Genomic DNA, 20,291 nt, shown 5'->3' with positions numbered 1-20,291 from the left:
CCCAGTGCCCGCGCCTGTTTGCGCCTGGAGGTCAGGCTGGAGTGGGCGCGGGGGCGGGGGATGCCGGGGCGGTGGTCGCGAGGCCGTCCTGCTCGGTGCTGAGCAGGCGGCGCAGGGAGAGCGCGACCAGTGAGGCGACCAGGCAGCCGCCGACCACCGTCGCCACCCAGACCATGCCGTTCGCGGCGCCAATGAGCGGGCCGGCGGTCACCGGGCCGATCACACCGCTGACCCCGAAGATCATCGAACTCATGGCGTTGTAGCGGCCGCGTAGCTCGTCGGTGGCCAGTGCGTTGGTCAGCGCGGGCATCACCGGCGAGAGCATCGTCTCGCCGAAGCCGAAGATCGCCGAGCAGGCCACCACGCACACGGCGGCGAACAGGGCGCTCTCACCGCTGACCAGGCCGCCCGCGCCGAGGACCAACCAGGCGGCGGCGAACACCGCACCCACCACTGCCAGTGCCCGGGTGCGACTGCGCCCCTCGATCCGGCGGATCACCAGCAGTTGCGCGAGCACGATCATCACGGTGTTTGCCGCGAGCGCCCACGCCACCACCCGGGGGTTCACCTCGACGACCCGCACCGCGTACGCGGCGAAGCCCACCTCGACCTGCGCGTAGCCGCAGGTGGTGAGGACCAACCCGAAGATCACCAGCCGTCGGAACGGGCGGTCGCGGAGCACGGTCAGGTAGCCGCCGGGTGATGGTTCGTCGACGCCGCGACGGCTGCCGAGTCGGTGGCCCACGCCGGGCAGGGTGAGCAGGATCAGCGCCGGCAGCAGGTAGGTCACCGCGTCCAGGAGGTAGATCGCCTGGAAGGTGCCCGGCCGGGCGGTGTCGACGATCGCGCCGGAGGTCATGCCACCGATGCCGATACCGAGATTGAGCAGGGCGAAGTTCAGCCCGAAGACGCGTTGCCGCTCGCCGTCGTCGGTCAACGACGCGAGGATCGTGTTCTGCCCGGACCAGATCGCCGAGCTGCCGACGGCGATCACCGTCATCACCAGCAGGGCCGAACCGGTCGAGTGGACCAGTGCGAGCGAGCCGGTGCCGGCCGCCTCGATCAGCAGGCAGGGCACCACCACCCGGCGAGCGCCGAACCGGTCGATCAGCGTCCCGCCCAGCGGTGACAGGGCCAGGGTGACCGCGCCGTACCAGCCGATCACGAGCCCGGCGCGGGTGTCGGTGAGCCCGCGTACGTCGGTCAGGTAGATGAACAGGAACGGCAGGGTCAGACCGCGCCCGATCGCCGACAGGAGGGTGCCGACAAGGATCCGGCGGGCTTCCGAACGGCGGGGCAGAGCGCGGCGCAGCATGACCGGCATTCTGTTGGTCGGGTGTGACACCACGCGACTCGTTTTCGGCCGCGCCGCACCTTCGAGCAGCCCGACGGGTGACCGATCCCACGATGATCCACCCGACTCTCCCGCGGTCCGGCGACGTCGGCCGGGTCTGCGATGCTGACCCGATGACCGGCACCTGGCGACATCTGCCCGCTACCGCCCGCGCCATCGCCGTGACCGCCACCGTGGCCGTCGCCGCCGCCCAGGCACGTGACGGTCAGGCGTACGACGATGCGGTCGTCGGGCTCGCCGCCGACGAGCGGTCCGGCCTGGTGCTCGGCGGGGTGGTCCGGTTGTTGCTGGAGGAGAGCCATCCGGACGGGTTGGCCGGCGACGACATCCGCCAGGTGTTGACCCGTTGCGTGCAGGGGGCCGCACTGTGGCGTTCGGACGTCGACCCGCACGTGGTGCTCGTCCTGCTGGCCGGCGCACTGGGGGTGTACGACCCCGAGGGTGACGAGTCACCGCCGGACGCGTCCGCCCTGGCCCGGCACGCACCGCTGCTGGTGGCCGATCTGCTGACGGCGACCGGCGTGCCGTTGGACGACTACCTGGCCGCCGCGTTCGCCGAGATCGAGCGCACCGAACGGCAGGACTGACCGGCGGGGGCGGCCACACCAGCAGCCGCCCCCGTCGGACATGTCAGGCGGTCGAGGCCGCCACGTCGAAGTAGTACCAGTTGGGGTAGTCGCTGACCGTGCCGTCCGCGCGCACGGCGTAGACGGTCAGGTCCGTGAACCCGCTGGCCGTCGGTGCCCAGGTGATCGTGGCCCGGCCGTTCGCGTCGGCTGCCACCTCGGTCGCCTCGGCGTTGTTGAAGCTGTAACGGTAGGCCGCAGTGTCCGTCCAACCCGGCGGCGGAGAGAAGGTGAAGGTGCCCTCGACCCCCACCCCGCCGACCGGCGAACCGTCCGGTGAGTAGTAGACGTCGGACTTCACCCCCGGGCCGGGATCGAAGTACGCGAACCAGTGGCTCTCCGGCGACACGTACCCGTTGTCGCTACGGCTGCGGACGGTGAGTCGGTGCCCGTCCGGGTTCGTGGCGACGAAGCTGAAGAAGGCCGTCCCATCCTCCTGGGCGTCCCGCGTCTGCGGCTCTCCGCCGTCGAGGACGAACTCGTAATCCCGGACGTTGACACCGGGAGCCGGGACGAACTTCAGCAACACTTCCTGGCCCCACTCGGGCCGACCGTTCTCCACCTGCACCTGTGGCTCGCCCGGGGCGATGAAGGTGCTGTAGGTCACGGTCTCCGAGACGTTGCCCGCGAGGTCGATGGCGCGCACGCTCAACCGCTGCGGGCCGGAGTGGAGCGGATTGATGGTCACGGTGGCCGACCCACCCGGGGTCTGCAAGCGCACCGCTCCGGGCTGGTCGAGCGGGTTGTGGCACTCCCACTGGCCGTGGTCACCGCTGGCCGAGCAGCCGTGGACGCCCAGGCCGAGCCAGGAGTACTCGAAGCCGGCGACGTCCTTGTTGCCGTTGCCGGAGAACGTGAAGATGCCCGGCACACCGACCGGCCCCCACTCGCCGGTGGTGTCCGGCGGGTAGTTGGACGAGGTGACGGTGGGCGCGCTGGGAGCGGTGCGGTCGTGGGTGAAGAAGCACTTCTTCGACCAGGGCGAGTAGTCCGCGCCGTCGGTCACCCGGGCCTGCCAGACGTACGACTGACCGTCGGTGAGGGTGCCCTCAGGCAGGTTGACGGTGTTGGCTCGGCCGGACTGGCCGTGCTCGCCGGTGAACACCTGCCGGGCCTCCGGGGTGGCCTTCGGCCAGATGGCGACCTCGGTCCTGACCGAGCGCTCGTCGTACTCGTCGGCGTCGGTGCCGACCGCCTGCAACGTGCTGGCGAACCCGCCGATGCGCGGGTAGGGGGCCAACTGGGTGCAGGGCAGGCCACCGTTGTACAGGTGGGCGTTGTCGATCTGCGGCACCGAGTTGAACTGGGTGCTCAGCTGGACACCGCGGTAGGGGTGGAATCGCCGGCCGTAGGAGGCGTCGCTCTCGTACTGCTCCGGCACCCGGATCTCAAAGGTGATGTACCGCTGCCGGTGTGCCACCGCGTCCTGCACCGCCGCGCCGACGTCGAACGTGATGATGGCACCGGGGCAGATCTGCGGAGGGGTGAGCACCTCGCCGAGCTTGGCGAGCGTTGCGGGCGGCCGGTTCCAGGTCGGAGTCGAGGTGACCGGCTTCGTCCGCCAGATCTCGACGGCCCGCTTGCTGCAGTCGGCGACGCTGCGTTCGTCGAGGAAGACCTTGGCACCGTAGATCTTCTTGCCCTCGTGGGCCGAGAGGTCGTACGTGGCGTACACCCGGGAGGTGTGGCTCTTGCCCGCGTCGTCCTGCCAGGTGCCGAGCGGAATGTTGGTGTTGCTGTCGATCGGGTACGCCTTCTTCGGCGTCGCCGAGTCGGTCCAGCCGACCTGCACGGCCGGTGGGTCGTCGTAGTGCGGTGCCGCGACGGCGGCGCTCGTGGTCGAGATGAGACTGAGCCCGCTGAGGCCGAGCGTCAGCGCGAGTGCGCTGACGACGGCACGGCGTGGCCTGAATCTGGTCACAGTGGATGGTCCTCCCCGTGCGTCCTCCGCCTGCTGAACGGATGATCAGGCGGATCAAACCGTGCGCTGATGCTGGGCGGCAACCACCGTTCGGCCGGCTGGGTAGCCGGTCTAACGGATAGATGATCTTCCGATGGGCCGGTCAGACCGGGTCGGCTGTCCGCCGCGCCACGACCTCCAGGTACTCCGCCGGGATCCGCACCGTGCCGTCGGTGGCCCGATTGTGCGTACGGGCCAGCTGCACCAGGTCGGCGTGTAGTTGCGGTCGCCGTTCCTCGGGCAGCGCCTCGAACGCCTTCAACGTCGGCCCGTAGTTGGCCCGGAAGAAGAGGGCGAACTCCTCCGGCGTGCCGAAGCGGAAGACGAACTCCCGGCGTACCGCCCGAAGGTCGCCCACGGCCCCGCCGAGCAACTCGCGGACCCGGGCCTCGTCGCCCCACTCGACCGGCGCGCGCAGCCCCGGCGGTGGCGGCACCTGCCGCGCCACCGTGCGGAACAACTCGCCGACGAACCCCTGGGGCGTCCACGAGGCCAGCGCCACCGTGCCGCCGGGCCGGCAGACCCGGACCAGTTCGGCAGCTGCCCGCTGCTGGTCCGGGGCGAACATCACGCCGACGACGGAGAGCACCGCGTCGAAGGTCCCGTCGGGATGCGCCAGGTGCTCCGCGTCCCCGGTCACGAAGGCGACCGGGAGCCGCTCCGCCGCCGCCCGCTGACGACCCCGTTCCAACAGCCCGGGTACGTAGTCGACGCCGGTCACGACGCAGCCGCAGCGGGCGGCGGCGATGGCGGCGTTGCCGGAGCCGGTCGCCACGTCCAACACGAGGGCACCGGCCGACAGGTCGGCCGCCGTCACCAGCGACTCGGAGATCGGATGGATGAGGGCGGCGACCGCACCGTAGTCGCCGCTGGCCCAGGTCACCTGCTGGCGTGTCTTCACGGCGTCGAAGTCGAGTGCGGTGGTCATGTGTGTTCCCCCTCGGACGGTAGTGGTGCTGCCGACGCTAGGTGAACCACTGCCTCGGGGGATCGGCAGAAGTACCTATGTTGGTGGCGGTTTCGGCAGGCAGGGCGCGCTCGGTCCTGATTCCAGGTGTCCGTCTCAAGTGTCGACGGCGAGGGATCCGTGCGTGGCAGTGCGGCGAACCGTCAGCGGTCTGCGCGAGCCTCGGACATCAGGGCCGGCTCGCGCAGAGGTACACCGTCACGGCGTCCTCCCTGTCGAGATCCACCAGCAGGCGACGGTAGGTGCCGTTGGGTCCCGGTGTCTCTTCGTCAATTCCGGAGACTCGAACAGCCGTCTCAGGGTGCCAGGTGTCTCCTCCGCCGACGTCGTCCTGTTTGGTGACGGCGCGTAGTCCGGGGGTCAACCCGGCGGCGAAGCCTCCGTCGGTCAGGAAGGTGTCGAGAGCCGCGCGAGGGATTCGGAACCTCGCCGACAGGTGGGTCTCCAGTCCGTTGCTCTGGGCTGCCGAGAGGAGCACCGTGCCAGGCGGAAAGGTCACGTGGGCGATGGCTTCGACCTCCGACGCACTCGCTGGCCGCGGCGACGACTGAAGCGAATCAGCAAAGGTCTCAAGCCCGGTCACGGCCACGAAGCCACACGTGACCAGAGACAGCACGAGGCTCACGCTGGCCAGGACGAGAGCGACAGTGGCCTTGCGGCTGGGCTTCGGCGCCGGTTGGTCGGACACCGGCAGCACGATACGTGATCAATGCCATGGTGTTGATCAGCCGGAAAGCACCAGAGGGCACATCCATGGATCGGATGTGCCCTCTGACCTCGGTCGGGGTGGCCGGATTCGAACCGACGACCTCTTCGTCCCGAACGAATGATTATGGCTTCCCAACCAGGCGGTATGGCCCGTTCTGCCGCGCTATGAAGTTCCCCACCGTTCGTTGGTGTCTGCTGGTATGCGTACCGGTTGTCACTCAGTTGGTCACGCAACGCCACTAGCAGGAACAACAGCGTTGATATCTGTTGGCCTCAGCCGGCCCGCGCTTCCCGGGCACGTTCAAGCAGATATTCAGTGAACCGCTGGGTCTTCGCCGCCCGTTCTAGGATTGGTTCCTCATCCATCATGTAACCGCCCGCCCAAATCTTGAGTTTCTCAAACAATTCTTGAAGTTCCTCATCGGGCAGGTCCAATTCTGCGCTGGCGACACGACGGAGTTGCTGCGGATTGCGGACAGGCCCGCCATTCAAGCTCTCAGTAACCAGCATCGAAAGGTGGAACTTGAGATTGCTCTTCTGCTGTATCGACGCGTTGGCTGGCTCTGACACGATAAAAGCATCCACTCGACGCTGCATCTTCGCGACCCAGTAGTAAATGGGTAGGTCGATCGAGGCATTGAATACCTTTTTGTAGTCTTCGTCGGCCTTGAGGAGTGATGACGGCTTGCCCCGTGCCATGTCGGGACGAAAGAGTCCCATTGCGGTCATCGCTGCACCTAGCATCGGAATGCTTACGATGCGGGATGCGTCTTTCCCCTCGTTCTTGTAGAAGTTTTTACGGCGATCATAGTACCACCCTCTCGTCAGAAGGTAGTTCTCGATGTTGCGCTGCACTTCGTCTGTAGCTCGAAGCGAGGAGTCTTTAACGCTGGTCTGGCGATTTGTTGCACGAATAACCTGGTCTCGCACCGCGGCATTGTCAGTTACAATGATCCTGACTAACAGCATTCGGCCGGCCCCGACAACCCCAGGATCATCGCGAAGCGCCTCGAAGATCTCATGGCTGGTCTGAAGCCCATTAACAATCTGGATATCGGAAAGCGAGAATTTCTTGCCAGCGCTAGTCGCTTCGCTGCAGAGGATGGTCACGCCGTTGTTCAGCCACCAAAACTCTGGGCCGTCTGCGTTGTTAAGTGACTTGCGGATTTCGAGGTTAACTGAAACGTTTCCCTCATAGTCTCGGACGTTGTACTCGAAGAGATGGCGACGCAACCGCCCATTCTCGTCGACGATAAGGTTGAAGTAATCAGACAAGGCCACTAGCGCTACATGCGAGTCTCCGCTCGTTGCAGCTTCCTGGTACCTCATTTCAAGCGTGTAAGATGGCCGTTCGTTGTATCGGGCCAGCAGTTCAGCATCCCCTAGCAACTCAACGCCCACTCTTGCGTCAGGCACTTGTGTCGCTACCACTTGACGCAGTGCCAGGATCTTGCCCTCTACCTGCGGGGTTACGTCCTTCCTGTCGCCAGGCGTCGCATAAACCACGTTGACGCTAAGGCGTGGCCTGCGAACCAGCAGTTTCTCCCATGCGTCTCTGAAGAAGCCAAAACGGGTCAGAAGCGAGGGGTTGTAAAGTACTTCGAGATCCTCAAGCGGCGTTCGAAGGTCCAGTACGCGACGAAGAGTATTTTCGAGTTTATCGAGCGCGCCTTCCGAGAAGGCCGGAGTGCGCTTTGCCTGGATAACCCAAAGCTCCAGCGAGCGCTCTTGAGCGAATGCGCTTGCCCTGCTCTTGGGTTGCAAAACCTCGGAATCCTCGTCCAAGAGCGTATCGTCGAAGAAGACATACACGGAGTCGACCGCGCCATCCTGACCACCGCCAACCACGCCGGCTGCCACTTCGTCCAGCCCAAGGCCATAAGGGCGGAGCGTAAGCTCCGATGCAAATATCTCGAACGCCGTCCCTGGGTCGCTGTCCGGCAGATACTCCTCGCGCCACGAGTCGAAGATCCGCATCAGAAGCGTCTGGGCATTGCTCGCCGCTCTAGCCATGTGCTCCCCATTCGATTTCGCTAGCAGCCTTGCAGTATGCCAGCGGACGTGCGGTCCGTGGGTCTCCTCAATCTCTCGCTGGCCCAAGTCTCCAGAGGCGGCAACCTCGCGGATTGCGTTTCGGACGGGTATGCCGGGTAAGAGTGGATCATCCCTGCCGGCCGCCTGAAGAGTACCCACTGCCGTACGGTGTCCGGATGCCTCCTGGCCAGAGACGTCCTCCGCGAGTTCAAGCCTTCCCGATCGTCGAAGCTTTCGGGTATCCGTACGGCAGCTCTTTGCCCGCAGCCGAGTTCGCTCGGACCCACAAGCGGTGCCCGTTTATCGGCGGACAATGCGAAAAGTATGCCCAATACAAGTACGGCTACTGTTCCGTCACCTATGCGGCAAAGTGGGATCTCGGGACTGCGAGAACCTACGCGGTGTGTGATCACAGGCTAGACGGTGACCCGATTAGATGGGCGGTAGAGGATCACTTCGGAGCTGCAGATGCCACCGTGGTGGCGGAGGTGGCGGCAACATCCGAACCTAGGCTGAGCTTGGATTACGTAGCCTTTGCCGATTCGACGGCGGCGGAGGGTGGCGTCGATCTAATCGCAATCGAGTCGCAAGCAATTGACCTTAGGGGGGGCGGCGTCGGCCCAGCTTGGCGGGCCTTTGAGGATCACAACACTGAGAAGTGGCGAGAGTACTTCAGCACCGAGGCTGAAGCAAAGGGGCGCGCGGACAAGGTCGCCTACGGCATCAACATGAGCAATGTCCACAAGAGGTTGGGAACGCAAGTAGCAATGAAGGGCGAATACCTGCGAGAGGTAGGTGTTCCCCTTTACGTCATAGCCCAACATGCAATTCTGCGGCAACTCCGCAAGCGCGTAAACTTCCAGCCCGTGGCCGTCGGTGAAGACTGGGATATAACATTCGTTGGCTTCGATTACGCAGAGACGGTTGGAGTCGATGGCCAATTGCCGTTGATTTTCGTCGAGGCGATCAGGACCACGCTGTCCAACTATCAGGAGGCGCTAACCTCCAGCGGTGTAGCTACAAGCTTCTTACGAGCTGACCTGATCGAGAAGGTCAAAAGGAAGGCATTGGGCGGCAGTGTCGGGCACCCGTAGATACCGTTTAGCGGACTTCGGTAAGACAAACGTAGCTGTCTGCCTCAGCGCCGCTGCTACCTCCTCGCCGATTGCCTGAGCGAGCTGGACGGGTACAGCGTTTCCTACCTGCTCATATTGACTGGTCCTTGTTCCCGAGAAGATGAACCAGTCGGGAAACCCCTGCAGCCGAGCAGCCTCCCGGATGGTGAGTGTTCGATCCTGGTCAGGGTGGGTGTACTCGCCAGTCTTGGGGTCGCGGAATCGGGTAATGACCGACCTAGGAACTCCTTCCCAGGTCATCCGTCGATACCGCCTGGTGTGATCCTTCCGAAGTGCACGCTGCATCGATGGCGGCAGCAGCTCCTTCGGAAGGTCACGCCAGTCCTGGCCGGGGGCAAGCGCTTGTAGCCGCGCTAGGTTCGCTAGCGAAAGACTGGCAGCGTAGTGGTTGAAGAGCTCCGACCGTAGACCCGCCCGCATTTCGCGCTGGTATTCCGTGGCCGGAGGTCCCACATAGGTGCCGACGCAATCTCCGGCAGCCACAGGTGGCAGGTCGCCCAAGGCCTCTCGTGTGTTCACAAACTGTGCCTCGTCGGCGGCGGACACGGTGAGGTTCGCTGGCAGCTCACCAATTCCTCTGTTGCCTCTACGAGGCGCGGGGAAGCCAAGGCCGGCTCGCAAACCTAGATCCTTGCGGAAACCAACAAAGACCATGCGCCGACGCATCTGCGGAGTTCCGTACTGAGCGGCAAGCAGTTCGGCATAGTCAACGTTATAGCCGAGTTCCGCATATCCTTCGAGAATGTGAGAGAGATATGCGCCCTTCGCGAGCGTGGTAAGCCCAGGCACATTCTCAATCACGAGCGCCTTAGGGCGTGCTACGCGGGCTAGCCGGAACATCTCCCTGAACAAGTCGTTTCGTGGATCGTGAGTCACTCGGCTACCGATGATGGAGAACCCCTGGCAAGGGGGGCCGCCGATTAAGAGATCCAACTCTTCTGAGAGTAAGCCAGTCTGCTTCAAGAGCCAATCGTCGGACCAGTTCCGTATGTCGCCCACCTTGAACACGGTGTCAGGCATGTTGGAAGCATGGGTGGCGCTGTATTCGGGATGAAGGTCGGATGCCAGCAAGACTCTGTACCCAGCCCTTGTCAAGCCGAGACTGATGCCGCCGGCGCCGGAGAAGAGGTCTACTGCTGTCAGCACCGCTCTATTGTGCCAGACCTGGCAAGCCCTGCCCGCCGCGGCACGTCGTGGTAACGCAAGGTAGCTGACGAGTCGTGGGCGGTAGTAGTTGCTCCAGAGTGAGGGGTGTGGGGATCAGAAATCGAGATTGGCGCCCCTAACGATGCCAAGAGCGTCCTATACGTCGAGACCTCCAGCACTCACTCAGTCAGGACGACACTGCTATAGGTTGGGATGAAGAGGCGTCTTCCTGTCAATTCGCTCGGGGGGGGGGGGGGCGTTTATTCGTGGAGTCTTCTAATGGCCAAGAAGTGCGGCTGGCACATCGGCTCGTGTGATCACCTGCTTGGGGCCGATGAAGCGGCGAGCTACGAGCAGCCCTGCATCATGGGCCTCGGGGCCTGCGTGACTGGCCGAAGCATCGGGAACAAGCCATGGGGTCAGGTTGTGTTCGAAGGCATCCACAGCGACCTTCAAGAGGCAGCTCTCAGTCGCGATACCGCAGAAGTAGAACTCGTTCCACCCTCGTCGCGTAAATAGCTCTACGCCTTCAGACGTAAACGGTCTGTGGACTTTCTTGTCCAGTACGGTTCTATGTTCGATGTATGGATGCAGCTCGGAGGCGATGTCGATATCGGGGGAGTTCTGCAGTCGGCACCAGCCAAAGAAGCGTTCGAAAGGGCTGCCCGGATAGTTCAGGTAACGTGTGAAAAATGTGTCGCCCCCGGCCTTCTGCCACGTCGGACAAGGTCGACTACGATCGGCACGATGTGCGCCGACTGCTCGCGCACGAACCCATTTTGCATGTCGGTAACCACTAGTACCGGCTGATTGATGCTCACCGCTCAACCTCGATCCACATCATGGAGGGTTTCAACGCTTGCTCTAGGGCTGGCATGAGATCGCTGGTTCGCAGGATTGCTCTACCGAAGGTAGCGCCACCCGTACTCCGGTGACACCTCAGGATCCTTGCCGCGCTCAATTTGGCGAGTAACCGCGTCGGTGAAGGCCCACATCGACTGCACCGCCAGCTCACAGGCGACCAACTCGGATTCCGTCAGGGAGCGCTCGGAAGCGACTGGGTGATAAACGACGCCCGACCATGAGTCGCACCGTGATCTATGAACAGCTTCGATCCGGTCGTCTCCGGTCAGTCACCTAGGGGCGTGCTCGCCTCATACCCGCCCAAGCGATCGCTGATTACGTCGCGCTACTTGAGCGCGGAAGCATGAAGGAGGCTGCCTGATGACCATGCGCCGAGGTCGCGGAGATGGCGGCCTGCACTGGGACGAGTCACGACAGCGGTGGATCGCGTCCGTCACCACCGGCTACACCCCGGCTGGTAAGCGCATCGTCCGCCGGGGAAGCGGCAAGACCAAGACAGAAGCCAAGAGCAAGCTCAAGGAGGTGCTGCGCGACCACGAAGACGGGCTGGTCCTCGCTCCCCAGGGTTTTGCCGTCGCGGACGCCGTCAACGACTGGCTTGCCTACGGGCTGAGCGGAGTAGCGAAGTGCACGGCTGACAAGTGCGGCTGCCTCTGCCGTGGACACATCCATCCTGAGTTGGGCGCGCGGAAACTGCGCGATCTCAGCGAGGAAGATGTTGACCGGTGGCTAGCCGACAAAGTGGCAACCCTCAGCACCCGCACCCTACGCGAGTTGTACGCCTGCCTAAATCGGGCGGTCAATCGGGCAATTGCTCGCGACAAGGTGAAGCGAAACGTCGTGGCTCTCTGCTCGATACCCAAAGGTCAGGAGGGGCGTCCCTCGAAATCGCTTACGCTCGACCAAGCCAAGGCGGTCCTTAGCGCCGCCGAGGACGGGCGCCTTTACGCCTACGTGGTGCTTTCCTGCTGACGGGCGCGCGAACCGAGGAGCTGCGGGCGCTTACGTGGGAGGATGTCGACCTGGCCGGGCGGCCCGACGATGATCCGCCCGTGCCGCCGTCTATTGCGTGTGGCACTCGGTCCGGGCCGGCGGGGACACCAAGACCAGGAAGTCACGTCGCACGCTCGCACTACCGCTCCGATGTGTGGTCGCCCTCCGTCGCCACCGGGAGCTACAACAGCGCGACCGGGAGAAGGCCGGCAAGGATTGGCAGCCCCGGAACCTCGTGTTCGCCACCGCGACCGGTCGCGCTCTGGACGCCGCAAACGGCCGACGAGCCTGCCGTAGGGTCGCCGCCAAGGCCGGCCTGACCGCCGCCGAGTGGACACCCCGGGAACTGCGGCACAGCTTCGTCTCGGTGCTGTCGAGTAGCGGCGTGAGCCTGGAAGACATCGCCGACCTGTGCGGGCACTCCGGCACGACGGTCACGGAGAAGGTCTACCGGCATCAACTGCGGCCGGTGCTACTGAGTGGCGCGGTCGCGATGGATCGCATCTTCGCGCTCACCCCGGAGCGGTAGTCACTCAGTTAGTCACCCAGGAAGCACCAGAGGGCACATCCATGGATCGGATGTGCCCTCTGACCTCTGGTCGGGGTGGCCGGATTCGAACCGACGACCTCTTCGTCCCGAACGAAGCGCGCTACCAAGCTGCGCCACACCCCGAGGCGTGCCGACAAATAGTAGCCCACCCGCCCGGATGGTCAAACTCGGTACCCCCGCCGCCCGGACCCCCAAGATCCGCACAACTTCAGCGGTGTCGCTGCCTCACGGCACGCCGAGGCAGCAGAGTCCCCGATGTTGTGTGGATCTTGGTCCGGGCCGCGGGCGAGGGCCGGGGCCGGGGCGTGCGAGGACGGGCGGGGGCGAGGACGGGCGGGGGCGAGGACGGGCGGGGAGCGAGGGCCGGGGGCTGTTAGCGGGGGATGAGGGTGAGGATGCTGGCCTCCGGGGGGCAGGCGAAGCGGATCGGGGCGGTCGGGTGAGTGCCGAGGCCGGCGGAGACGTGCAGCCACGAGTCCGACCCTGGCCAGCGGTGCAGACCGCGCGCCATCGAGCGGGGCAGGCCGCAGTTGGTCACCAGGGCTCCGTACCCCGGTACGCAGACCTGACCGCCGTGGGTGTGCCCGGCGAGCAGCAGCCCGAAGCCGTCGGCGGCCATCTGGTCGAGCACCCGCGGCTCGGGGGAGTGGGTCAGCGCGATGGACAGGTCGGCCGAGGACGAGACCGCCCCGGCCACGGTGGGGTAGTCGTCCCGGTCGATGTGCGGGTCGTCCACGCCGACCAGGTCGAGCTGCCGGCCGCCGGCCTTCAGCGTGGTCCGGGCGTTGTTGAGGTCGGCCCAGCCGGCGCCGGTGAACACCTGGCGCAGGTCCTCGTAGGGCAGCTCGACGCCCTCGGTGTACTCCCGGTCGGGCAGGAAGTAGGTGAAGGGGTTCTTCAGCACCGGCCCGGTGTAGTCGTTGGAGCCGAACACGAACGCACCCGGATAGTCCAGCAGCGGTTGCAGGGCCCGCAGCACTCCGGGGACCGCGCCCGGGTGGGCCATGTTGTCGCCGGTCACCACCACCAGGTCGGGGTCGAGGGCGGCCAGCGACGCCACCCAGCGCTGCTTACGCGCCTGGTCGGGCATCATGTGCAGGTCGGACAGGTGCAGCACGCGCAGCGGTTCCGCGTCGGCCGGCAGCACCGGCACGTCGTACCGCCGCAGGGTGAACATGTTGCGCTCGATGAGCGACGCGTACGCGAGGGTGGCGGCGCCGACCGTGGCGGTTCCGGCGGCGAGACGGAATAGTGTGCGCTTTCGCATGCCGTTCAGGGTAGTTTGACCGTCCATGAGCACGCTGAAGGACCGCCTCACCGCCGACATGCGTTCCGCGCTCAAGGCGCGCGACGAGCTGACCACCTCCACGCTGCGGATGGCCCTGGCCGCCGTCGGCACCGCCGAGGTCGCCGGCAAGGCCAAGCGCGAGCTCTCCGATGACGAGGTGCTCGCGGTGTTGACCAAGGAGGCCAAGAAGCGCCGGGAGGCGGCCACCGCCTTCGCCGACGCGGGCCGCGCCGAGCAGGCCGCCAAGGAGAGTGCCGAGGGTGAGGTGTTGGACCGCTACCTGCCCAAGCAGCTCTCCGATGCCGAGCTGACCGAGCTGGTGTCGGGGGCGCTCGCCGCGGGCGGCTTCACCGGGAAGGCCCAGATGGGCCCGGCCATGAAGGCGGCCCAGGCCGCGGTGGCGGGCCAGGCCGAGGGTGGTCGGGTGGCCGCCGAGGTACGCCGACAGCTCGGCCTCTGACCCACCGGCATCCCGGTCGGCGTTCCCAGGAGCGTGGGCGGGTGGCGCTGGTCCGGACGAACGGAAACGGGCGGGCACCCGTGGTGGGTGCCCGCCCGTCGTGTCCTACTCGTCGACTCAGCCGCCGGGACGGCCCCCGGGTCGACCGCCGGGCTGCCCGCCACCACCGGGGTTGCCCGGCGTGCCGCCGCCACCACCGTTGCTGACCTGGATGGTGACCACGCCACCCTTGATGGTGCGCCCGTCCGGGCTGGTGCCGTGGGCGGTGCCCGCCGGGCAGGACGACGGCACCTTGGCCTCGGAGACCACCGGCTCGAAGCCGGCATCCTTGAGCCGGGACTTCGCCTGGTCCACCGGAATGCAGTTCACGCCGGGGATGCTGCGCTGGTCACCCTCGGTGATCTTCTGTCCCGGTGGCTCGAACTTGATGCGGTCCTTGCCCTTCATGGCATCCCGCAGCGTCTCGTACACCGGCGGGTTGATGCCGTCCCTGTCGCTGTGCTTCATCCTGACGTTGGTCTGCGGCCAGTCCGGGTCGGCCATGATGCCGGCCACCGAGTACTGCTTGGTCATCGCGACCAGGGCGGCGGTCTTCTCCGAGTCGGTGGTGCCGGTCTTGCCGGCCACTGGCGCGTCGACGATGCCCTTCACGCCGGCGGCGGTGCGGCTGCTGCCGCACTTGCTGGTTTCGGAGTTGTCGCCGACCGGGCAACGGGCGGCGTCCACGGCGGCTCGGGCCACGTCGGTGCTGAACCGCTTCTCACAGCGCGGGTTGGCGATGTCCAGTTTGTTGCCGTCCGGGTCGCGGATCTCCTGCACCGGGATCGGCTCGCAGTACTTGCCGTCCGCCGCCAGGGTCGCGTACGCGTTTGCCAGGTCCAGCGGGGTGGTCTGCGAGACGCCGAGGGTGAACGCGCCCCACTGGTGCGCGTCCTGCTTGGTGCCACTGAGTCGGAGATCCTCGTCGGTGCGGAACTGGATGCCGGCCCGCTTGGCGGCGTCGACCACGTTCTCGGCGCCGACCTGCTGCTGGAGCGGGACGAAGAAGGTGTTGACCGACTGGGCGAACGCGGTCCACATGTTCTGTGGGCCGCCGGCCTTCAGGCCGGAGTTGGTCGGGCAGTAGAAGTGGGTGCCGGGGCACGCCGCCTTGCTGCTGGGGCTGATGATGTATTCCGACTTGAACTGCTGCGGCGCGTTCATGCTGTAGCTGAGCGGGATGCCCTTCTCCAGCGCCGCCACGATGGTGAAGATCTTGAAGGTCGAGCCGGCCTGGTAACCGGTGATGCCGTCACCGCCGCTGAGCAGCGGGTTGACCGTCGCCGGGTAGTTGCCCCGGATGCCCCTCCGGCTCTTCGCCGGATCGCTGGAGATCTTGTTCGTCGGGTTCTTCGGGTCGTCCAGCTTGAACTGCCGGTTGACCGCGAGCGCCCGGACCCGGCCGGTGCCGGGCTCGACCACCGCGACCATGGCGGCTTCCTTGCTCTTCTCGCTCTTGGCCTTGCGGACCGCCTTGTCGGCACCCTTCTGCGCCTGGACGTCGATCGAGGTCACGACGGTGTAGCCGCCGCTCTTCAGCCGCCGCTCCCGGTCGTACGTGGTCGAGCCGAACGTCTCCTGCTGCATCCACCAGCGGTAGAAGTAGTCGCAGAAGAAGCCCCAGCTGTTGACGTTCGCGGCGATGCAGCCGTTCGGGGTGCGCTTGTCCTTCACCTTCAGCTCGACTGCCTTGGCCGCGTCGGCCTCCTGCTGGGTGATGGCCTTGATGTCGACCATGTTCTGGATGACGTAGTCGCGCCGGTCCTTGGCGAGCGGGTAACCCGTCTCGGTGGTCGGGTCGTTCGTGGTGGGCGCCTTGACCATGCCGGCCAGCAGCGCCGCCTCCTCGATCTTGAGCTTGCTCGGCGGCTTACCGAAGTAGACCTGGCTGGCGGCGTAGATGCCGTACGCGCCGTTGCCGAACGAGGCGAGGTTGAGGTAGCGGGTGAGGATCTCGTCCTTGGAGAATTCCTTGTCGACCTGGAGGGCCAGCCGCATCTCCCGGAGCTTGCGGGCGCTGGTGTCCTCGGTCGCCGCGACCACGTCGGCCGGGTGGGTGGCCGAGTAGGCGATGGCCAGCCGGACGTACTGCATGGTCAGCGTCGAGGCGCCCTGCCGGCTGCCGTCGTTCTGGTTGTTGACGAACGCGCGGGCGACACCGTTGATGTCGACGCCGTTGTGCTTGTAGAACTCATGGTCCTCGGCCGCGATGATCGCCTTCTGCATGTACGGAGAGATGTCGGCGAGCTTCACGTCGCGCCGGTTCTCGTCGTACATCGTCGCGAGCGGTGTCTTGGCGTCCGAGGCCAACAGATAGCTGATCTGTGGCGCGCGGGCCACCGTCAGCTCCGTGGGCAGGGCGCCGAATGTCTCGGCGCCGGCCTTCGCGGCCAGGCCGGACATCGCCACCGCGGGGAAGGCCGCCGCAGCGACCACCACACCGGCCAGTAGGCCGCACACCAGCAGCGATGCGGCGTTGGTCAGCACATTGTGGTCACGTTTCCGCATCCAGGTCACCTCGACAGGGTACGCGAGTAGGGAACGAGGGGCGCTGGGGCGTTCTTTCCCCATTTCCTGCGCGCGCTGCCCTCGTTGTGCTAAACGCACGACCCCCGGTGCTCGGTTGCGGGTGACTGGCGTGAGTCTCCTCCGATCGAAGGAGGCGGCGCAGCGTTATCGCCGACCTCGGCGGGGTAACCGGCGGTCGAAGGCCCGGGAAGCCGGGACTGTCCGAAATGATGGATTTCGTCGACAACGTTGCGTAATCAGTCGACTACAGAGCATGATGGGGGCGGCGACAGCGCCACATGTCGTCCGTGCCGCCTTGGGGAAGGCGAGCCGGGCGATCGGGGGGAATTGCCGGCTGGCGTGCATCGACGAGGTCGGTAGGTACTGCAAGGGGGGACGTGTACACATGGGCATGATCACTGACTGGCCGTCGCTGGCGGCGTGTCAGAACGGGGACCCGGACGCGTTGTTCGTACAGGGCGCCGAACAGAACGTGGCGAAGCGGATCTGCCGGAGCTGCCCTGTTCGGTACGAGTGCCTGGCCGACGCGTTGGACAACCGGATCGAGTTCGGTGTGTGGGGCGGCATGACCGAACGCGAACGGCGGGCGCTGCTGCGTCGACACCCGCAGGTGACGAGCTGGCGCAAGATGTTCGAGGCCGCGATGAAGAAGAACAGCAAGGACAAGGCCGGAAAGGACAAGATCCTCGTCAGTGCGGCGAACTGACGACGGTCACGGCCGGCTGATCGCCGCGCCGATCGTCCGTAGCCCGTCGACGTCGTGCACGTCGGCGGGCTGCGCCGTCACCGACACCGTCGGCACCGCGGGGAACGCCTCGGTGAACCGCGCGGCGACCTGCTGTTCGCGTACGGCCTGACGAGCAAGCGCCGCGTGCGCCCGCAGCACGTCGGCGGTCGCCTCGTGCCCACCCAGCTCGGTCAGCCGCTCGGCGGCGACCCGGCTCTGCTCGGCGTCCAGCTCCGGCACCGCGAGCCGGTGCACCCGGTTGAGCACCAGGCCGGCCAACGGCATCCGCTCTTCCCGCAGGCGGCCCGCGAAGTAGGCGGCCTCCCGGACCGCGTCCGGCTCCGGGGCCGCGACCAGGAGGAAGGCCGTCTCCCCTGCCTGCAGGATCCGGTACGTCTGCTCGGCCCGCTGTCGGAAACCGCCGAACATCGAGTCCAGTGCGGCCACGAAGCCGGACAGGTCGGTGAGCAGTTGCGCGCCGAGGACCTTCTGCACCACCTTCGAGAACATCCCGAACGAGGCGGTGACCAGGCTGAACATGCTCCGGCCGCCGGTGCGCGCCGGTGCCAGCAACAGCCGCAGCATCCGGCCGTCGAGGAAGCGGGAGAGTCGGGCCGGCGCGTCCAGGAAATCGAGTGCCGAGCGGGACGGTGGAGTGTCCACCACGATCAGGTCCCATTCGCCCCGGGCGTGCAACTGGCCGAGCTTCTCCATCGCCATGTATTCCTGGGTGCCGGCGAACGTCGAGCTCATCGCCTGGTAGAACGGGTTCGCGAAGATCTCCGCGGCCTTCGTCGGATCGGTGTGCTGGAGCACCACGTCGTCGAACGTGCGCTTCATGTCCAGCATCATGGCGTGCAGCTCGCCGCCGCTGCCCTCGACGTCGATCCCCTTGACCTGGCGGGGAGTGTTGTCCAGCTCGGTCAGGCCCAGCGACTGGGCCAGCCGGCGGGCCGGGTCGATGGTGAGCACCACCGTGCGCCGGCCGTGGTGCTCGGCGGCCCGCAGCGCCAGCGCCGCGGCGGTGGTCGTCTTGCCCACCCCGCCCGCGCCACAGCACACGACGATCCGTACGCCCGGGTCGGCGAGGATCTGGTCGACGTCCAGCTGCGGCGCCGCGTCTTCGGAAGGCACCAATCGAGCGTATCGGGCCGCGTGGGCCGACGCGCCTGTGCTGGGCTCAGGTGTGAGTCAATCGGCGCGGACGAGGGCCTGGGCCAGTGCCGCGAGCCCCGCCCGGTCCACCCCGTCGGGCAACAACGGCAGCTCGATCATCGGCAGCCCCAGCTCCACCAGGTCGGCGCGGAGCGAATCCTCCAGTTCGCGCCGGATGAGCTGGTCACGTGCCTCGTCGTGCAGACCGGCCACGGTGTCCCGATCGGCCGGCAACCCGGCGGCGACCAGCCCACGCCGCAGCTCCGCAGCGGTGACCGCCTGGCCGGCGGGCAGCGGCGGCCGGGTGCCGTTGACGATCACCTTTCCGGTGCCGAAGCCGAGTGCGGTCAGGTCGGCGATCGCGTCCACCGTCTCCTGTACCGGCATCTCCTCCAACAGCGTGACCACGTGGACCGCGGTCATCGGGGAGCGCAACAGCGCGGCGACCCCCTCGCTCTGGGTCTTGATCGGGCCCACCTTGGCCAGTCGGGCCGTCTCCGCCGTCACGTTGAGGAACCGGCCGATCCGCCCGGTCGGCGGGGCGTCCAGCACCACCGCGTCGTACGCGCGCCGCTGCCCGGAGGTGCGGGTGGTGGCCTCCTTGACCTTGCCGGTGAGCAGCACGTCCCGCAGACCCGGCGCGATGGTGGTGGCGAAGTCGATGGCGCCGAGCTTGCGCAGCGCCCGGCCCGCCGCGCCCAGCTTGTAGAACATGTCGAGGTATTCGAGCAGCGCCTCCTCGGCGTCCACCGCGAGGGCGCGCACCTCACCGCCGTCGGGTGCCTCGGCGAGGTGTCGCTCCTCGTACGGCAGCGGGTCGATGCCGAAGAGTTGGGCGATGCCCTGCCGCCCCTCGACCTCGACCAGCAGGGTGCGCCGACCACCGGTGGCGAGCGCGAGGGCCAGGGCCGCCGCCACGCTGGTCTTGCCGGTGCCACCCTTGCCGGTCACCACGTGGAGGCGGGCCGACCATCCGGTACCGGCCGGGTCGACCGGCCGCTCAGCTGCACACACGCGACGAGCCTATCCACGCCCGGTGGTCAGGCGACCTCGCAGACCCACCAACCCGTCTTCTGCACCACAGTGAAGCGCAGGTCCTGGTCGGCCACCTTCTCGTCGGCGGTGGTCATGGTGACGCGGGTGGAGACGGTGGCCCGGTCCCCGGTCTGGTTGTCCACCTTCGGGGTGGTCCACCGGAAGCGCGGGTTCTGGTACTCGGAGGCGTACTTCTGCACCTCGGCGACCTTCGCGGCGATCTTCCCGTCGTCGCGGGACGCGGCGCACACGCGGTTGGCCGCCTTGGTCGCGTCGCGATCCCGGTAGACAGCGGTGAGGAACTCGTCGACGGCGACCGCGGGCTCCTTGGCACCCTCGCCGGTCTCGGTGTTGCGCAGGGTCAGGAACGCCAACACTCCACCACCCACGCAGAGCACCATGATCACGACCAGGGCGATCGCCGCGATCAGCAGGCCGCGCTTCTTCTTCGGCTCGGCCGCGCCCGGATAGGGCGGGTACTCCGGCGGTGGTGGCGGGATGGCCGGGGTGCCCGGTTGGGTCGGTGTCGCGGCCGGGGGGCCGCTCGGCGTACCGGTGGCGCCGACCCCACCGGTCGGTGCGGGGAAGACCTGCTGGATGGGGACGGTCGGTGGGGCGGGGAGCGCGGCCGGTGCGGGGGGCGCGGGGAGCGCGAGCTGCCCGGACGGCGCGGCGGGGGCCGGCTGGGCGGGGACGGTCGGGCTGCCGGGCTGGTCGGTG

At 66.7% G+C, this 20,291-nt stretch carries 15 protein-coding genes, 1 tRNA gene and 2 pseudogenes; 5 read left to right on the top strand and 13 right to left on the bottom strand.

The window, feature by feature from the left end; translation table 11 throughout:
- Nucleotides 1-31: 31 nt before the first annotated feature.
- A complete protein-coding gene (locus tag ACGFIQ_RS17370; protein WP_393244605.1) occupies nucleotides 32-1,315 on the bottom strand; it encodes an MFS transporter in 1,284 nt (427 codons plus the stop codon).
- Between the two features lie 152 nt (nucleotides 1,316-1,467).
- Here ACGFIQ_RS17370 and ACGFIQ_RS17365 point away from each other — a divergent pair, with 152 nt between their 5' ends.
- On the top strand, nucleotides 1,468-1,941 hold the full coding sequence (locus tag ACGFIQ_RS17365) for a hypothetical protein (protein WP_393244603.1): 474 nt from the start codon (nucleotides 1,468-1,470) through the stop codon (nucleotides 1,939-1,941).
- Between the two features lie 43 nt (nucleotides 1,942-1,984).
- Here ACGFIQ_RS17365 and ACGFIQ_RS17360 read toward each other — a convergent pair whose 3' ends face one another.
- From ACGFIQ_RS17360 to ACGFIQ_RS17345, 4 genes are all read right to left on the bottom strand, one after another.
- Nucleotides 1,985-3,901, bottom strand: coding sequence for a hypothetical protein (locus tag ACGFIQ_RS17360; protein ID WP_393244601.1), 1,917 nt, complete (start codon nucleotides 3,899-3,901; stop codon nucleotides 1,985-1,987).
- Nucleotides 3,902-4,043: 142 nt separating this feature from the next.
- Entirely contained in the window at nucleotides 4,044-4,868 is an 825-nt protein-coding gene (locus tag ACGFIQ_RS17355) for a class I SAM-dependent methyltransferase (protein ID WP_393244599.1), read from the bottom strand.
- A gap of 208 nt (nucleotides 4,869-5,076) precedes the next feature.
- The gene (locus ACGFIQ_RS17350) at nucleotides 5,077-5,595 is read right to left on the bottom strand and encodes a hypothetical protein (protein WP_393244597.1); all 519 of its coding nucleotides are present in this window, start codon (nucleotides 5,593-5,595) and stop codon (nucleotides 5,077-5,079) included.
- 293 nt (nucleotides 5,596-5,888) lie between these two features.
- Complete coding sequence (locus ACGFIQ_RS17345; RefSeq protein ID WP_393244595.1) at nucleotides 5,889-7,592, bottom strand: AIPR family protein; 1,704 nt, start codon at nucleotides 7,590-7,592, stop codon at nucleotides 5,889-5,891.
- 314 nt (nucleotides 7,593-7,906) lie between these two features.
- On the opposite strand from ACGFIQ_RS17345, the gene ACGFIQ_RS17340 reads away from it, so the two are divergent.
- Complete coding sequence (locus ACGFIQ_RS17340; protein ID WP_393244593.1) at nucleotides 7,907-8,743, top strand: hypothetical protein; 837 nt, start codon at nucleotides 7,907-7,909, stop codon at nucleotides 8,741-8,743.
- On the opposite strand, the gene ACGFIQ_RS17335 is transcribed toward ACGFIQ_RS17340, so the two are convergent.
- On the bottom strand, nucleotides 8,678-9,931 hold the full coding sequence (locus tag ACGFIQ_RS17335; protein WP_393244592.1) for a DNA cytosine methyltransferase: 1,254 nt from the start codon (nucleotides 9,929-9,931) through the stop codon (nucleotides 8,678-8,680). The genes ACGFIQ_RS17340 and ACGFIQ_RS17335 overlap by 66 nt on opposite strands.
- 276 nt (nucleotides 9,932-10,207) lie before the next feature.
- A pseudogene (locus ACGFIQ_RS17330) lies at nucleotides 10,208-10,752 on the bottom strand (cysteine hydrolase).
- A gap of 403 nt (nucleotides 10,753-11,155) precedes the next feature.
- On the opposite strand from ACGFIQ_RS17330, the pseudogene xerC reads away from it, so the two are divergent.
- Nucleotides 11,156-12,317 (top strand): annotated as a pseudogene (gene xerC, locus ACGFIQ_RS17325) (tyrosine recombinase XerC).
- Between the two features lie 67 nt (nucleotides 12,318-12,384).
- On the opposite strand, the gene ACGFIQ_RS17320 reads toward xerC, so the two are convergent.
- A tRNA-Pro gene (locus tag ACGFIQ_RS17320) sits at nucleotides 12,385-12,461 on the bottom strand.
- Nucleotides 12,462-12,711: 250 nt separating this feature from the next.
- On the bottom strand, nucleotides 12,712-13,605 hold the full coding sequence (locus ACGFIQ_RS17315) for a metallophosphoesterase (RefSeq protein WP_393244590.1): 894 nt from the start codon (nucleotides 13,603-13,605) through the stop codon (nucleotides 12,712-12,714).
- A 25-nt stretch (nucleotides 13,606-13,630) separates the two neighbouring features.
- On the opposite strand from ACGFIQ_RS17315, the gene ACGFIQ_RS17310 reads away from it, so the two are divergent.
- Nucleotides 13,631-14,086: a GatB/YqeY domain-containing protein gene (locus ACGFIQ_RS17310; RefSeq protein WP_357075463.1), complete on the top strand. Its 456-nt coding sequence runs from the start codon at nucleotides 13,631-13,633 to the stop codon at nucleotides 14,084-14,086.
- Between the two features lie 117 nt (nucleotides 14,087-14,203).
- On the opposite strand, the gene ACGFIQ_RS17305 is transcribed toward ACGFIQ_RS17310, so the two are convergent.
- The gene (locus tag ACGFIQ_RS17305) at nucleotides 14,204-16,633 is read right to left on the bottom strand and encodes a penicillin-binding protein (protein WP_393244588.1); all 2,430 of its coding nucleotides are present in this window, start codon (nucleotides 16,631-16,633) and stop codon (nucleotides 14,204-14,206) included.
- Nucleotides 16,634-17,039: 406 nt separating this feature from the next.
- On the opposite strand from ACGFIQ_RS17305, the gene ACGFIQ_RS17300 reads away from it, so the two are divergent.
- Nucleotides 17,040-17,360: a WhiB family transcriptional regulator gene (locus tag ACGFIQ_RS17300; protein ID WP_030328078.1), complete on the top strand. Its 321-nt coding sequence runs from the start codon at nucleotides 17,040-17,042 to the stop codon at nucleotides 17,358-17,360.
- A 6-nt stretch (nucleotides 17,361-17,366) separates the two neighbouring features.
- On the opposite strand, the gene ACGFIQ_RS17295 is transcribed toward ACGFIQ_RS17300, so the two are convergent.
- Genes ACGFIQ_RS17295 through ACGFIQ_RS17285 form a run of 3 tightly spaced genes read right to left on the bottom strand, consistent with a single transcriptional unit; the run spans nucleotide 17,367 to nucleotide 20,170 of the window.
- Complete coding sequence (locus ACGFIQ_RS17295) at nucleotides 17,367-18,515, bottom strand: ArsA family ATPase (RefSeq protein ID WP_393244585.1); 1,149 nt, start codon at nucleotides 18,513-18,515, stop codon at nucleotides 17,367-17,369.
- Nucleotides 18,516-18,572: 57 nt separating this feature from the next.
- Nucleotides 18,573-19,550, bottom strand: a complete 978-nt coding sequence (locus tag ACGFIQ_RS17290; RefSeq protein WP_393244583.1) for an ArsA-related P-loop ATPase — start codon at nucleotides 19,548-19,550, stop codon at nucleotides 18,573-18,575.
- A 26-nt stretch (nucleotides 19,551-19,576) separates the two neighbouring features.
- Nucleotides 19,577-20,170 (bottom strand): hypothetical protein, encoded by a 594-nt coding sequence (locus tag ACGFIQ_RS17285; RefSeq protein ID WP_393244730.1) that lies wholly within the window; start codon nucleotides 20,168-20,170, stop codon nucleotides 19,577-19,579.
- Between the last annotated feature and the right edge of the window lie 121 nt (nucleotides 20,171-20,291).

It is taken from the genome of Micromonospora sp. NPDC048898 (assembly GCF_043198035.1).
GTDB lineage: Bacteria > Actinomycetota > Actinomycetes > Mycobacteriales > Micromonosporaceae > Micromonospora.
The sequence above is the reverse complement of the archived record's forward strand: the minus strand, read 5'-3'. Positions and strand labels throughout refer to the sequence as shown.

Bases quoted from the DNA above. Each gene is read 5' to 3' on its own strand.
- ACGFIQ_RS17300 (WP_030328078.1), top strand. From the start codon at position 17,040: ATGGGCATGATCACTGACTGGCCGTCGCTGGCGGCGTGTCAGAACGGG.
- ACGFIQ_RS17365 (WP_393244603.1), top strand. From the start codon at position 1,468: ATGACCGGCACCTGGCGACATCTGCCCGCTACCGCCCGCGCCATCGCC.
- ACGFIQ_RS17305 (WP_393244588.1), bottom strand. From the start codon at position 16,633: ATGCGGAAACGTGACCACAATGTGCTGACCAACGCCGCATCGCTGCTG.
- ACGFIQ_RS17355 (WP_393244599.1), bottom strand. From the start codon at position 4,868: ATGACCACCGCACTCGACTTCGACGCCGTGAAGACACGCCAGCAGGTG.
- ACGFIQ_RS17310 (WP_357075463.1), top strand. From the start codon at position 13,631: ATGAGCACGCTGAAGGACCGCCTCACCGCCGACATGCGTTCCGCGCTC.
- ACGFIQ_RS17345 (WP_393244595.1), bottom strand. From the start codon at position 7,592: ATGCGGATCTTCGACTCGTGGCGCGAGGAGTATCTGCCGGACAGCGAC.
- ACGFIQ_RS17370 (WP_393244605.1), bottom strand. From the start codon at position 1,315: ATGCTGCGCCGCGCTCTGCCCCGCCGTTCGGAAGCCCGCCGGATCCTT.
- ACGFIQ_RS17315 (WP_393244590.1), bottom strand. From the start codon at position 13,605: ATGCGAAAGCGCACACTATTCCGTCTCGCCGCCGGAACCGCCACGGTC.